Source organism: Mesorhizobium calcicola (assembly GCF_042682105.1).
GTDB classification, from domain to species: domain Bacteria; phylum Pseudomonadota; class Alphaproteobacteria; order Rhizobiales; family Rhizobiaceae; genus Mesorhizobium; species Mesorhizobium calcicola.
Genome location: NZ_JBHUGY010000003.1, coordinates 149313 through 162221 on the forward strand (window position 1 = coordinate 149313; position 12909 = coordinate 162221).

At 59.1% G+C, this 12909-nt stretch carries 18 protein-coding genes and 2 pseudogenes; 11 read left to right on the forward strand and 9 right to left on the reverse strand.

Features of this window, described 5'->3' with window-relative positions; all coding sequences use genetic code 11:
- Position 1: 1 nt before the first annotated feature.
- Genes ACFSQT_RS01900 through ACFSQT_RS01910 form a run of 3 tightly spaced genes read right to left on the reverse strand, consistent with a single transcriptional unit; the run spans position 2 to position 1494 of the window.
- Positions 2 to 310, reverse strand: a complete 309-nt coding sequence (locus ACFSQT_RS01900; protein WP_095204906.1) for a VirB3 family type IV secretion system protein — start codon at positions 308 to 310, stop codon at positions 2 to 4.
- Between the two features lie 5 nt (positions 311 to 315).
- On the reverse strand, positions 316 to 624 hold the full coding sequence (locus tag ACFSQT_RS01905; RefSeq protein WP_379016765.1) for a TrbC/VirB2 family type IV secretion system protein: 309 nt from the start codon (positions 622 to 624) through the stop codon (positions 316 to 318).
- Between the two features lie 12 nt (positions 625 to 636).
- Positions 637 to 1494, reverse strand: coding sequence for a lytic transglycosylase domain-containing protein (locus ACFSQT_RS01910; RefSeq protein WP_379016766.1), 858 nt, complete (start codon positions 1492 to 1494; stop codon positions 637 to 639).
- 89 nt (positions 1495 to 1583) lie between these two features.
- On the opposite strand from ACFSQT_RS01910, the gene ACFSQT_RS01915 reads away from it, so the two are divergent.
- Both ACFSQT_RS01915 and ACFSQT_RS01920 read left to right on the forward strand, forming a co-directional pair.
- Positions 1584 to 2123 (forward strand): hypothetical protein, encoded by a 540-nt coding sequence (locus tag ACFSQT_RS01915; protein ID WP_379016767.1) that lies wholly within the window; start codon positions 1584 to 1586, stop codon positions 2121 to 2123.
- Positions 2123 to 2734, forward strand: coding sequence for a thermonuclease family protein (locus ACFSQT_RS01920; protein WP_379016768.1), 612 nt, complete (start codon positions 2123 to 2125; stop codon positions 2732 to 2734). Before ACFSQT_RS01915 ends, ACFSQT_RS01920 begins: the two co-directional genes overlap by 1 nt.
- Before the next feature lie 179 nt (positions 2735 to 2913).
- On the opposite strand, the gene ACFSQT_RS01925 is transcribed toward ACFSQT_RS01920, so the two are convergent.
- Complete coding sequence (locus ACFSQT_RS01925; protein WP_379016770.1) at positions 2914 to 3255, reverse strand: hypothetical protein; 342 nt, start codon at positions 3253 to 3255, stop codon at positions 2914 to 2916.
- Between the two features lie 262 nt (positions 3256 to 3517).
- Here ACFSQT_RS01925 and ACFSQT_RS01930 point away from each other — a divergent pair, with 262 nt between their 5' ends.
- From ACFSQT_RS01930 to ACFSQT_RS01940, 3 genes are all read left to right on the forward strand, one after another.
- Positions 3518 to 3847: a hypothetical protein gene (locus tag ACFSQT_RS01930; RefSeq protein ID WP_379016772.1), complete on the forward strand. Its 330-nt coding sequence runs from the start codon at positions 3518 to 3520 to the stop codon at positions 3845 to 3847.
- A gap of 85 nt (positions 3848 to 3932) precedes the next feature.
- Positions 3933 to 4385, forward strand: a complete 453-nt coding sequence (locus ACFSQT_RS01935; RefSeq protein WP_120018550.1) for a helix-turn-helix domain-containing protein — start codon at positions 3933 to 3935, stop codon at positions 4383 to 4385.
- Positions 4386 to 4497: 112 nt separating this feature from the next.
- Positions 4498 to 4863: a hypothetical protein gene (locus ACFSQT_RS01940; protein ID WP_379016773.1), complete on the forward strand. Its 366-nt coding sequence runs from the start codon at positions 4498 to 4500 to the stop codon at positions 4861 to 4863.
- 42 nt (positions 4864 to 4905) lie between these two features.
- On the opposite strand, the gene ACFSQT_RS01945 is transcribed toward ACFSQT_RS01940, so the two are convergent.
- The 3 genes from ACFSQT_RS01945 to ACFSQT_RS01955 are packed head-to-tail and all read right to left on the reverse strand — an operon-like array spanning position 4906 to position 6961.
- Positions 4906 to 5652 (reverse strand): hypothetical protein, encoded by a 747-nt coding sequence (locus ACFSQT_RS01945; protein WP_379016775.1) that lies wholly within the window; start codon positions 5650 to 5652, stop codon positions 4906 to 4908.
- Positions 5625 to 6311 (reverse strand): hypothetical protein, encoded by a 687-nt coding sequence (locus tag ACFSQT_RS01950; protein ID WP_379016776.1) that lies wholly within the window; start codon positions 6309 to 6311, stop codon positions 5625 to 5627. The genes ACFSQT_RS01945 and ACFSQT_RS01950 overlap by 28 nt, the downstream gene beginning before the upstream one ends.
- Before the next feature lie 59 nt (positions 6312 to 6370).
- Positions 6371 to 6961 (reverse strand): hypothetical protein, encoded by a 591-nt coding sequence (locus ACFSQT_RS01955; protein WP_379016777.1) that lies wholly within the window; start codon positions 6959 to 6961, stop codon positions 6371 to 6373.
- A gap of 43 nt (positions 6962 to 7004) precedes the next feature.
- Between ACFSQT_RS01955 and ACFSQT_RS01960 the strand changes: the two genes are divergently transcribed.
- From ACFSQT_RS01960 to ACFSQT_RS01980, 5 genes are all read left to right on the forward strand, one after another.
- The gene (locus ACFSQT_RS01960; RefSeq protein WP_379016779.1) at positions 7005 to 7604 is read left to right on the forward strand and encodes an acyltransferase family protein; all 600 of its coding nucleotides are present in this window, start codon (positions 7005 to 7007) and stop codon (positions 7602 to 7604) included.
- A gap of 37 nt (positions 7605 to 7641) precedes the next feature.
- A protein-coding gene (locus tag ACFSQT_RS01965) for an IS630 family transposase (protein ID WP_417568608.1) occupies positions 7642 to 8588 on the forward strand; the annotation gives its coding sequence in 2 pieces (ribosomal slippage) (positions 7642 to 7983 and positions 7986 to 8588; 945 coding nt in all).
- Positions 8589 to 8628: 40 nt separating this feature from the next.
- Positions 8629 to 8997, forward strand: coding sequence for a hypothetical protein (locus tag ACFSQT_RS01970; protein WP_379016780.1), 369 nt, complete (start codon positions 8629 to 8631; stop codon positions 8995 to 8997).
- Positions 8998 to 9044: 47 nt separating this feature from the next.
- Entirely contained in the window at positions 9045 to 10328 is a 1284-nt protein-coding gene (gene tnpC / locus ACFSQT_RS01975; protein ID WP_379016781.1) for an IS66 family transposase, read from the forward strand.
- An 8-nt stretch (positions 10329 to 10336) separates the two neighbouring features.
- Positions 10337 to 10768: an IS1096 element passenger TnpR family protein gene (locus tag ACFSQT_RS01980; protein WP_095090355.1), complete on the forward strand. Its 432-nt coding sequence runs from the start codon at positions 10337 to 10339 to the stop codon at positions 10766 to 10768.
- Between the two features lie 33 nt (positions 10769 to 10801).
- On the opposite strand, the gene ACFSQT_RS01985 is transcribed toward ACFSQT_RS01980, so the two are convergent.
- Positions 10802 to 11383 carry a GNAT family N-acetyltransferase gene (locus ACFSQT_RS01985; protein ID WP_379016782.1) on the reverse strand — a complete coding sequence of 194 codons (582 nt, stop codon included), beginning with the start codon at positions 11381 to 11383 and terminating at the stop codon, positions 10802 to 10804.
- 281 nt (positions 11384 to 11664) lie between these two features.
- Between ACFSQT_RS01985 and ACFSQT_RS01990 the strand changes: the two are divergent.
- Positions 11665 to 12441: pseudogene (locus tag ACFSQT_RS01990) on the forward strand (IS630 family transposase); the annotation flags it as partial.
- Between the two features lie 53 nt (positions 12442 to 12494).
- Here ACFSQT_RS01990 and ACFSQT_RS01995 read toward each other — a convergent pair.
- Positions 12495 to 12855, reverse strand: a pseudogene (locus tag ACFSQT_RS01995) (DDE-type integrase/transposase/recombinase); the annotation flags it as partial.
- Positions 12856 to 12909 lie beyond the last annotated feature (54 nt).

Consider the following 12909-nt stretch of genomic DNA (forward strand, 5'->3'; position numbering starts at 1 on the left):
GTCACACCCGGTAACTGCGCGCCCCCCAGAAGCTGGCGCTCCGGGGCGGCATCTTTCGTGAACGGATGAACATGATCTCGATGAACATGGGATCGCGCATGATCGCGATCCTGGTAACCGCATAGAGCGGCACGCAGATACAGAGCATGATCAGATTATGGGTTGCAAGGAACACGACCGCGGTCAGCACGCCGATGAACCCCGCTAGCTCGTAGGGGATGCCGAGCACCGTCGGCGCTCGGGTCAAGCCCTTGACCAGCGGCGTGATCAACAATCTCGGCTCGCCAGGATCGATCCGGCCGTCTGCCATGCCGATCACCTTCCGACCGCGGATTGAAAGAATTCGACGATCTGGGCCGAGCCGAAGACCAGCACGATACCCAAGACCCAGCTTCCGGCCACAAACCATGACAGGCGTGCCGCCCAGGCCATGAAGCCCATGAAAATGCAGAACAGAACCGCCAAAGCCGTCGCGATCGGCCCGGTCAAGGTCTGCACCAACGTCTGCAGCGTGCTTTGCACCGGCTGGAGAGTTCCGCCCCCCGCCATCGCCTGCGTTGCCAAGAGAATGAGCGGCATCGCCACACCAGTGCTGCGTGCAGCAAACATCTTCCACAAGGTCATCAAAGCTTCTCCTCAGTCAAAGTTTTGCACCATCCCGCCTTGCCAGGCCGGCGCCGTCGCTTCGCGAGACGTCACTGTGCTGCCATTGCGGGAGTTGGTGCGGGATGTCGGATCATTTCGTTGATCCGCCGCGGCGGCCGCAGCCGGTTGAACGCCGGCCAGGTCAAGGCTCACCGCCCCGGCGGGCATCACTGCCTCAGACCCGAGCGATGGCCATTGGTAGAAATCGTTGATGACGTTGGCGACGTAGCCAACCGTCTCGGGGTAGGGCGGCACGCCCTTATATTTGAGAACCGCGATCTCGCCGGCATTGTAGGCGGCGAGCATGTATATCGGGTTCGGAAATTTGCGATGCAGATCCCGCAGAAAGCCGATCCCACCTTTCACATTGTCCGCTGGATCGCAGATATTGACACCGTAGCTTACCGCCGTGGACGGCAGAAGCTGCATCAGGCCATAGGCCCCTTTGGGCGATAACGCGCCGGAATTGAAGCGGCTTTCGGCCCGGGCAACCGCGAGGACGAGGGGCGGGGCAAAGCCTTGCTGGCGCGCGACGGCTTCGACGATCCGCTGCCCTTCTTCCTTCGACAGGGCAGCTACGCCGGGGCATGGGTTGTAAGCCAAGGTCGATGTCACCGTAGCGGCCGCGCGGTCATCACCTTCCGCCGCACCGATCCGCTGCACGGCCTGGCTTTCAACCTGGTAGGCCGGCATCACCCGGCCATTCACGACGACGGCAGCATTAACGCTGCGCGTGGCAGGTGCTGTAACTCGGGCCTGGAATTTCTGCGAAGCTTCCTGTGCAGACGCCGCTTGGCACGTCGCCAGGATCGCACCTGCTGCAAGTACCGTTTTGCGGGATCGAATCATTAAAATAATCCTGCGCCGTTGCCGATTCTGTAATGCTGAATTAATACAATGAATCGATGAACTGCAATCGCGAAATTGAGGCAGACACAATGAAAATGAGCAAGGTTCTTCCCGTTGTGGCGTTTTTGCCGACCTTGGCGGCTCTATCCCCGGCGCCGGCCCATGCTGATGATTTCGGCTGCAAGGTCTTGCTGTGCATCCTCAACCCGCAGGGTTGGGCGAGCGTCGGGGAATGTGTGCCTCCGGTCGAGCGCGCTTTCCGTATGGTCGCGCATGGGGAGCCCTGGCCCCAGTGCCCCGAGGCCGGCAGTTCCGGTCGTATCGGATATGAGAAATTCAAACCCTGCCCAGACGGCACGATCGCCGTCTCGCCCGAGACGGAATCAAGCGGGAGCGACAACAGCTCTCGCTCACAAACTGTCTACAAGCCCGACAGTAACGGCGCTCGCTGTGCTGCGCGGAATGCAACGAATGCCTCTTGGGGCACGAACCCGAGAGGTTCGGGTTACGGTGCGCGTCCAACATCGGCCGTGACGCGGCGCGAGCAGAGGACGGAGCCAAACTATCTCGATCTCACGACGACCGACGGCAAACAACGGTTCTGGTTCAATCTGAGCAGGTATCAATAATGAAACCTGGCTTCGCCGCCGCCGGCATTCTCGCGGCCGTCCTCGCCAGTGTTCCGGCACTGGCCGAGGACAAATCCAATCCCTGGTTTCCGATCCCCGCCACAGCATCGTTCAGCACCGGCGACAGCTGGACCTATGCCGGTGAAACCCACCGTCTCTACGGCGTTCAAGCCTGCCTGCGAGGCACATATTTCACAAATACGGCAGGGGGGCATGTCGATTGCGGGGAGGCAAGCCTTGCAATGCTCGTCTCTCTCATTCGGGATCTCAAACCTCAATGCTACACGGCCGCCTGGCAGGCCGCGACCAAAACGCGCTTCGTCGTTTGCGTCGCGCAGCCTACTTCAGGATCCGCGGCCGGTTCTCGCATCGATCTCGGCACGGCGCTGATCTCGACCGGCTGGGCGTTCGCGGCTGTCACTCCGAACGGCGCTCCGGTCCATGCTCCCTATATCGTCGCGCAGGAGGTCGCTAAAAAGCAGCACCTTGGCCTGTGGCAGTTTGCCGACGTGCCCGATCCGAATGCCATCATCCTCCGCGATATCCGAAACGCATCTAACCAGGCTGGTCAGTCTTCGAATCCGCCTGCAAATCCGCCTGCAAATCGATAACCGGTCCCCGGCGCGTTGGATCATACTGTACATTCTGCTGAGGCCATTGGAACTCGGGACGTCGCCTTGCGCAAAGGCGTCTAATCATTTGCGTTACCGTATCAGGCAGATCGCAGACCTGATGAAACAGGCGGACGGTCTGTGCGCATGATTGAGCGGTTGCTGGCGCGTTGGGACTGTTAGAGTTTGAAGCGGCCAAGGCGCCGATCGTTGAGGCGGTACTGCCAGATGAGGTTCGGATCCTTGGGGTTGACGCCGGATGTCGACCAAGGGGAGCGATCGGGCTTTGCAGCGTCATGTAAAGGAAGATCGTCATCACAGCGCGACAGCTGTAACGAGGAGGGAAGACGATAACGTCCGAGTTTGCGCGTCAGAAACGCGATGACACAGACGGCGGCGAGGGACAGGATCAAGAAAGCAGTGGAAAAGCTGAGCATGCGAAGGCCGGCTTCCTGATCGGGCAGAGCGAAGAAAGCGAGCACGCCGCCGGCGAAAATTGCGAACGCGAACCTCATGAACATGAGAGAGAACCTACTATTTCGATGTTGATCATTATAATATCACAGATCGGGCGTCATTATAATGATCAATGGAGATAGGATGGCCCCTCGTGGGTCAAGCGTCCTTCGACGGCGGGCGGCATGGTGCCGCTTTTGGCGGTACCGGCTTCAGACTGCGGCGGATTACCTGTCGCCTTTTCCAGTTCGAACAGGGAGAGAGATTGGATCCCTCGCCGACTCCGCGGGGCCAAGCCTTGCGGTCCGTTTTAAGCGTAGTCGGCAAATGGCGAATCGTGAGCTGCGCAGCCGCCTGATATCGTTACATAGCCGGGAAATCATCCACGCTCTTGAAAACAGCGGCGTCGAGGTTTCGCTTATGGTCGACCTGAACCAGGTCATTCAAAATGGTATGGGGCAACAATTGCAGGGCCTGCCTGCCGCGGGGCCAGAGAACAGGGTTGTCCCGGATGATCATTTAATTATTCATTTTCAACAGGGGCATGCAGATCGAAATGCTATCGTGTTTGGAATGATTTTAGCGGCGGCCAAAAGCTATACGCCGTCACTTTGCGGGAGTATGGGGACGATGCGCGACACTTTAATAGGCCAATGAGTCATCGTTTCGGCTAACAGCCTGAGCACTAGACATTTTACAAAAAATGGCCGTCATATTCCGACCGATAAGCAGGAGTGCAACCGTGCCGATATTTAAAAACAAGACAGAAGACAGCGATGGTTGGCTTTCGATCCTGCTCGCGCTGCGACTTCGCCAAATCGAGAACGAGTACCCGGACTATGCGAGTTTTGCCGACGCTACGGGGCTATCGCGCGGCACGCTCTACCAGTTGCGGACGGGGAAGGGGAACCCGACATTCGTCACCCTGGAGCGGCTGGCACGGCATCTGAAGGTGCCGGTGTGGACGCTCGTTGGTCGGACTGGTGACGACGACAGCGTGAAGCGGGACATCGAGACGTTCGGCTTCAACTTCAACGAGATTGCCCGGCATATCGAGGCCACGCGTGCTGTGAAGCGCTCGATGACGGAGTTCAGTGGTGTACCTTCTTTGAAAGAGGCAGTCAGCCCCGCTGGGGCAACCTCCGAGAAGAAGCGGCTGCCTCCGGCCAAAAAGGGACGCAGGACAAGCCAGTAGCATACAAGAAAAGTAGAAGCTGCTAAACTACCAGCGTAGATTCATTTGCTACGATAGGCAGAAAATATATTTTATATTTCTTTGACTCGCTTCAGGAAATCCGCCAGCGTCGATGCAATGGCATTATTTTGCTGAAGGGTCCACGATGCAAGCGAATATCTGGCAAGTCGCAGGAGACGACGCGCTTTATAGGGAGGCGGCAGCGTTCGTCGATTGCCACCCGAAACCATGGGTGGAAGAGGTTTCGGAATTTCTGCGGAAGAAAGGCAAGCCCGAGGCGATCACGTTGGTGATCGGACAGTTCATCGTGGCGGCTCTGTTCGAAGGACGATACGCGGATCTGCTGTACTGGTCGCTGGTTGCGGCCGAAGTGAACTGCGTTGTGATGGAGCAATGGCCTGATGATGTGCGCCAGGAGCTGGCGAGCCATCTGAAACGGGGATTTGGAAAGCTCTCGTCGCGAAATCTCTCCCATTGAAGGCGGCGGGCCGACGGCGTGGCCTTCAACGGGAAGATGGGGTTACACCTGACCAGAGGCGACATTGATATCGTTGCCGGTCGGGCCTGGAGCGGCAGAGGCGAGTTTTGTGTCGCCTCCTGTATTGAAATCCCCCGGCCCCAGGCACGCGGCCGTGTCACCTTCTTGGCAGCTGGCGTCGGCCATGGAGCGTGCGTTCTTCGCCATATCGCAGATCGTTGTCCCGTTGATATCGGAGAATCCGCTACAGCGGCCTGAGCGAACCATCTGCTGGCAATTGCCAGTCCCCAATTGAATACAAGCCGCAATAAATGAGCCATCGACCTTCTGACCGTCGAAGGTCCCCATCTGGATGAGCTGCTTGACGGGCGCGGAGTTATAGCCGTCGTTTGTAAGCTTGGCCCAGGTGTCGACCTGAAACTGGAGGGATTGGCAGCCAAACTCGGAACGCGACATGCCTGCGTAGTTTTTGATGTTGGTGTTGTTCAGCTGGAAAATGCCGGTGCAGCAAGAGCCATTGTAGACGCCTTTGTTGCCGCCGGATTCGAAGCGACCGAGGCCACCAAGGCTGCACGATGTGGTTTTCAGCTCGTCGTGCAGGGACGAATTCTTCACGGCATCTGTGATGTCCTGTGCGGAGTAGTCGGTGCGCTCGCAATATTGTGCGCCGGCATATGCTGCCGTCACCGAATTGCAGACTAGAAGGCCGGCCGCAAGGACGCTGCTGAGTTTGGAATAGAGACGATACATAGGAATGCGCCTCATGGAAGCTTGGCGCTGGTTGTGCATCGAGACCACTCCTTGCCGCCGACGAATGAACGAAAATGGATCTCTTTGGCGTTCGCTTGGACGTCGATTTCGGTTCGATCGTTACGATTGGCCTGGGGTCTATCGTCATCGGACAGATCGACGTAGCAGGCTTCCGCGCGTGCAACGATTTTGCCGCTGTCTGGATCAATGATGCGCGCCTCGCATAGGTCAGGCTCTATGGAAGAGCTGGCGTTGTTTGCGCCAGTCTCGCATTCGCGGGTCGAGGCGATCGAGACGATGAAGGTATGCGATCTGACTTTGATGGGCTTTGACAGGATATCGAGTGGCGGTATCTGCCCGGCCGGAATGGTTCTGTGCAGCTCGTCACGCCAATAGGCGGCATTCGAGGCGATGATATCGGACCATGCGGTCTGTATGGCCGGCTGCGCGTCTGTGGTCGTGAGCGACTGGTAGCCTAGAGGCTCCCATGCGTGTGCGGAGATGGCAGACATGGGGATAATCGCGAGGGCGGCAAGCGTGGACATGGTAAACCTCCTGACACCGCCGTGGCCGCCGCCAGGAGCCCCGGTCAAGGCCGCGCATCGCGGGTCGTGAGGGAAGCCTTGATCCGCTGGCGCTGGCGATGGCCGGTGGCAGGCTGGTGTACTGAATAAGGTCAGGTTTTCCATGTCGATCATGGTTGCGCTCCTTCCGAGTATCGAGGTTGCCGGAAACACACCGGGCATCGCGACTTCCCCTAGGGTTGCGGGACAGGGACCCGGAATTGGCATTCCGGGGCGATTTCACCTTGGAATACGATGCCGGCGCGAATGCTTTTGGCCTGAACATCATATGCACCCATCGCACCATTCCGAGCGAGGTCGGGGCGGACGTTGTTCGGTTGCGCGCCATATTCGATGAAACAGCCGGAGCCAGCGTCAGCGACCGTTGATCGGCCGTTCTGGTAGATCGCCAAGCGCATGGGGCATCGTTTCAGCGTGGCATTGCCGACAGGATCGGTGCGGATCGGCGAGCAGCCGGTGAGCGTGTGCAGGACCGAGAGGACGACGGTTTTGGTCGGGCTGCGAACGACGATGTGACTCTCGGAAGCCGGCGCGTTGGCGACCGCAAAGCGCGTATCGCCTTTGGCCGCGTAGGCGTCGTTGTTCTTCTTCAGTCGGTCGGCCCATAGGGAGGCGTAGGGCACAGCCTCCGAGTTCGGGAGCTCGAGATCGGCGTAGGCGACGGCGCGCCAGGCGTTCGGATCATGCGTGAGCGACTGAGCCGAAGCGTCGGGCGCCAATTTAAGGGCAGCCGCGACTGCGATAAATGTCAGGCGTCCATGCATTCCTTGCCTCGCTTTTATACCCTATGATTAAATCAATGTTGTGATGATTGTCGAGCGTGATATTCGGATGAGACAAGAAGCCCGGCTATCGGGGCTGGATGAATTGCGAGGCCTTGCGATCGGGCTGGTGGTGCTGTCGCATGTCGGGCCGGTCTTCGGAGAAGGCGGGACGGCCGCGGCTCTGCTGTTTGCGCCGGCATGGGGCGTCGGGGTCGACCTGTTCTTTGTGATTTCCGGCCTGGTGGTGGAACGCTCATTGCGAAGCCTGCGCCGCGAGCGGGGAGCGCTCGAAGCGGCCTTCGCCTTCTATGTCAGGCGTGCTATGCGGATCGTGCCGCTGGCCTGGTGCGTCGGCGCCATCCTCTCGATCGGGTTGATCCTGCCGGGAAGCGGCGTTGAGCCTGCAGACGCGAAGGCGGCATTCGCCTTCATCTCGAATGCGCATTGGGCGCCTTGTTTCGGGGGCGCCACAGGATGCGGGAACGCCTTTGCGTTTGGGCCATTCTGGTCGATCGCCGCCGAAATGCAATTTTATCTACTGGCTCCGCTCCTGGTGTTTTTGCTACCGCGGCGGGCGCTCGTCGCGCTAGAGCGGTTTTCCCTTAATCGGAGTCGTTTGTTTGCAGTGAACGGCTTGTTCTGATTCCCTGATCGAAGTGATTTGCGGAAGGAGCAGCGGCATGGCACGAGCTTACAGCCTGGATTTGCGGACGCGTGTTATCGAGGCGATAGAGGCAGGCCTGTCGACCCGAGAAGCGGCACGGCGGTTTGCGATCGGGATATCGACGTCTGGTGCATGGTATCGGGCCTGGCGTTCGAGCGGCAATCTGGAACCTGGGCGGCAGGGCAAGCCGAAGGTATCGAAGCTGGACGCGCACGAGACTTTCATTCTCGCCTTGGTCGAGACCGATGAGCGGGACATCACGCTTGCCGAGATCGTCGATCGCCTTGCGGCAGAGCGCGGGGTCAAAGCCAGCCTGACGACGGTCCATGCGTTCTTCGCAAAGCGTGGCATCACGTACAAAAAAAGACAGCGCACGCGGCCGAACAGCAGCGACCGGATGTTTTGGCAGCGCGGGAAGAGTGGTTCGAAGGCCAACTCGATCTCGATCCGAGCCGCCTGATCTTCATCGACGAAAGTGGCCTCAATACCAAGATGGCCCGGCTACGAGGCCGCTCTGCGCGTGGACAGCGTTGCCGGGCGGCTGTTCCTCATGGGCACTGGAAATCCACGACCTTCACGGCCGGCCTGCGCCTCGACGGGATCGTCGCGCCCTGGCTCCTGGACGGCGCCATGGATGGCGAAGCATTCCTGGTCTACTTGCGCCGCGTCCTCGTGCCGACGCTTCAACCCGACGATGTCGTCGTGATGGACAACCTGCCTGCTCATAAAGTGGTCGGTGTCCGCGAAATCATCGAGGCTGCGGGGGCTTCCCTTCGCTATCTTCCGCCCTACTCCCCGGACTTTAACCCCATTGAGATGGCCTTCGCCAAGCTGAAGGCTTTACTGCGAAAGGCAGCAGCCCGGTCCATCCCGGAATTATGGGACGCCGTGGCCGTCGCCATCGATCGTTTCCACCCCAAAGAATGCGAAAACCTGTTCGCCCACGCCGGCTACGATGCCTAACCGTGATTATCCAGAAACTGCTCTAGCCGGACTCGTTCTCGTGGTCGGGGCGTTCACGCTGCGGCCATGGGGCGGGACGCTTTGGACGTTCCGCATCGATGCAATCGCGGTCGGGCTGGCGATCGGAGCAACCATGGGCACAAGCGCATGGCCATGGTTGGCGGAAAACCTGCTGGCGATCGGCAACATGGAAACGGCGTTCTGGATGACGGTCTGGGCCTTCATGCTGGCGATCTTGCCGCCGGCGACACATGGCGTGGCAACTGCCGCACTGGCGCTGACGTGCGGGTGGATCGTGACAAGGGCGACCTTGCGGAATGGTTCTGTGAACTGGCCAGGGCGGGGCCTGCGCCGCCTGGGAGACATTTCGTATGCGCTCTATCTGATCCATCTGCCGGTGCTGGCGTAATTACTCACGCCCTTGTCAGGGGCAAGAATCCCTGAATCTATGTGGATATGGATCGCACTGATTTGCAGCGTCTGACGAAGGAAGAGTTGATCGATCTGGTGCTGCGGATACAGCGGCCAGAGAAGACATCGCGCACGTCGTCCAAGCCACCTTCGAGCGATCGCAAGGCGCGTCGGGACAGGGCAAAGCCTGGCGGCGCCAAGGCGGGTCATAAAGGTCACAGCCGCGCCATGAGTGAGGATGCCGATCGCATCATCGATCATCATCCCGACCAATGTCTTTGCTGCCGCGCCAGCCTGTCGAGCGATCTTGCTGCCGAAACCGTCAGCGAGCACGACAAGATTGAGCTTCCCGCGATCAGGCCTTTGATTGAGCGCCATCGGCGCCTGGCAGTCCGTTGCCCGTCCTGCGGCACGCTGGTCGTCGCGGCTGTGCCAGATGCGGCGAAGGGGACGCCGTTCGGGCCACGCGTGCACGCCGTAGCGACCTATCTCAAGACGTTCCAGGCCCTGTCCTACGAGCGGCTGCAGGGCGCGTTCGCGAACCTTTTCGGTCTCAACATTAGCCAGGGCGGACTGATGAACATGTTGCGCCGTGCGCAGGGCGCGTTCGCGGCCGAGTGCGACAAGGCCGTCGCGGCGTTGCGCCGGGCCAAGGTCATCGCCTCCGATGAGACCGGCGTGCGGATCGAAGGAAGCAACGCCTACCACTGGGTGTTTCGCTGCGCCGAAGCGGTTGTTCATCAAGCGGCGCCAACGCGCGGCGCTGTCGTGGTCCGGACCCTGATGGACGGCCATCGGCCCGACGTCTGGTGTTCCGATCGCTATGCCGCACAACAAGGTCACGCAAATGCGCATCAGACCTGCCTGGCGCATCTCGCCCGCGACGTCGCCTATGCGGACGAGGCAAGTGAGGACATGCTGCCCTCACGGCTCAAGCGTTGGCTGCAAAGGGCCTTCGCCCTAGCCGACGGTATCGAAACCTTCGCCGCCTCGACCATCGCCGGCAAGCGTCGCGCCCTGGAGCGAAGTCTGGACGATATCTTCGCCACCACAACGTCGTGCGATCTGGCCCGCGACATCCAAAACAAGTTCAGGCGAGCTCGTAATCAACTTTTGACCTTTGCCCAATGGCCAGGAATGGTCGACGCGACGAACAACGCCTGCGAACGGGCGCTGAGACCCGCCGTCGTTCAACGGAAGATCACCAACGGCTATCGCGCCATGTGGGCCGCCCAGGGCGAAGCCGACATTCGAACCGTCGTCGACACGGCTCGTCTCGCGCCAGGCACGAACCCCTTCAAAATCATCCTTCAAACCGTCAGCGCCTGAAATCTGCGATGACTGAGCCCGCGACCTTGATCTTCCGAGCCTCTCTTCGGGCACGGCTTTGTCGGGACATCGAGGTGTCGAGTTCGAGCACGCTGGCGGATCTGGCCGAAGCCATCGTAGCGGCATTTGGCTTCGACTTGGACCACGCCTACGGCTTCTATTCAAAGCTGACGGGAAAGCTGTTCGACTCGCCCCTGCGGTTCGAACTCTTCGCCGACATAGAGGGGAGCGGCTCTCGCAGCGTGAAGGGCACGCGCGTCAGCACAGCCTTTCAGAAGGTGGGCTCGGCAATGACCTTCTTGTACGACTACGGTGACGAGTGGCGCTTCCGCGTTGAACTTATTGGAACAGGGCAGGCGCAGCCCGATGCCAATTACCCGAGGATCGTCAGCAAGATCGGCAAGGCTCCCCCGCAGTACCCGGACATCGACGACGAGTGACGACGCACCGTGCCGCATCGAAAGGGTGGGTAATTACGTTTCTGGATCTATATAATCATAAACGAGTAAGTTATCGGCATTGACGGCCGTAATTGGAGAAATTTCTAAACGTCGCCTCGTGCCAGTCTTAAAAAATACGTCTTCGACGTAGAAGAATCCGATCTTCAGATTCTTGAGAAGCGAACGCGTGTTTTTTTCTCGAACGAACGAAGTTACTTTCTCAAGCTTTAGAGTCTCGAAAGCAAATTGGACTACTGCCCTGCCGGCCTCGACCGCGATCCCCTTTCCGGAGGACGCAAGGTGTAGGCAGGTTACGATTTCCGCGTTATTTGGATCTTCGGGAAGATACGTGCTGCCGCATATCAATCCACAATATCCAGCGAATTTGCTGGCTTGGCCTTCGTCTTTGACGAACACCATCCACAAGCCGAAACGATTTTGCTGCCAATGATTGATGAACTGGAGCAGCTCGCCTTTCGACTGCTCTATCGTCGGATAGACTCCATCTCTGATGGCATTTACCACAAACGGATCACTATGAAGTCCATGTAGAAGAAGCTCGTCGCTATGCGACGGCGGCCTTAGGATTAGGCGCGGGGTTTCTAGGATGTGCATGAGAAGCTTCCTTTTCTCAGCCGGAACTGATAATTGAGCGGCACCCACTGTAAACGTGGGACTATGATCTCCTAGAATGCGCGTTCGTTGGGTTAAATTTTCAAGAAATCTCTGCAATGATCTTGTTTCCGGGATGCTGAAGGTTCTTTAGAATTCGCTGAGAGGCGCGGTCATTGCATGGCCTGCTGCCGGTTTTTCGGACACGAGGTTAAGCTAGTCACCCGGAACTAAAGTAGGCATCATTTTGTTGTGCTTCTGTTGCAACGGCAGGAGTTTGATTGATGGTCGGCAGGCAAGCAGGCCTCGTCGTTCTGAGCGACGAGGATCGTAATTTTCTTGAGTGTCAGGTGCGCCGGCATAAAGCGCCCCGCTCGTTATCAGATCGATGCCGGATGGTTTTGCTGTGCGCGCAGGGCCTGCAGAGCAAGGATGTTGCCGAACGCCTCGGCGTCCACGAGCATACGGTTGGCAAATGGCGCCGCCGGTTCGTGCAGGATGGCATTGACGGGCTGACGGACGAATATCGCGCAGGTCGGCCACGAACCGTCTCTGACGCGCAGGTAGCTGAGGTCATCGAACGTACGTTGAACACCACTCCCAAGGATGCCACGCACTGGTCTATTCGCTCCATGGCAGCCGATAGCGGGCTGTCGCACACCACCATCCGTCGGATATGGACTGCTTTTGGTTTGCAGCCACATCGCTCGGAGACATTCAAGCTGTCCACCGATCCGCTGTTCGTCGACAAGGTGCAGGACATAGTCGGCCTTTACATGTCGCCACCAGACCGGGCAGTCGTGCTATGCGTGGATGAGAAATCGCAAATCCAGGCACTGGATCGCGAGCAGCCGGTTCTGCCCATGGCGCCAGGTGTCGCCGAACGGCGCACCCATACCTACGTCCGAAACGGCACGACATCCCTGTTTGCGGCGCTCGACGTTGCGACTGGCGCCGTGATCGGCCATTGCTACAAACGTCACCGGGCTACCGAATTCCTCGACTTCTTGAAGCGGATTGACGCCGAGATGCCCAAGGGGCCGGACGTGCATCTGGTGATGGGGGCTTGTCACGTTATCTGAGATAGATCGGATTAAGGCCGCTGCTGCAGAATTCAGGCGAGCGTTCCGGTCATGGTCTTCCACGCCGCCATGGCCTGGAGGCGGTGGAGGTGAATGGCAGCTGCCGAGCGTTTGATGCGAGGTGGGACGAAGAGATTTCTGAGGGCGGAGAAGATCGAGACGAAACGTTGCAGCGATCCCGGTGATCGGAACCCCTGCATCATGCGCTCCCGCTTTCGCAACGGCACATGCGAATTCTCGGCGCGGATGTTCGACGTTCGGCATGATCTGGCGGCGTGCGGCGCCGTAGGAACGCAGCTTGTCGGTGACCATCCGCTTCGGCGTGAGACCCTGCTTTCTGAGGAGCCGGATCAGCAATCGCTTTGCCGCCTTGGTGTTGCGCCGGTTCTGGACGTGTTAACGGCTGCGAGAAAGCGCGGACAAATGGTGCCGAGGATTGTGGAGGAG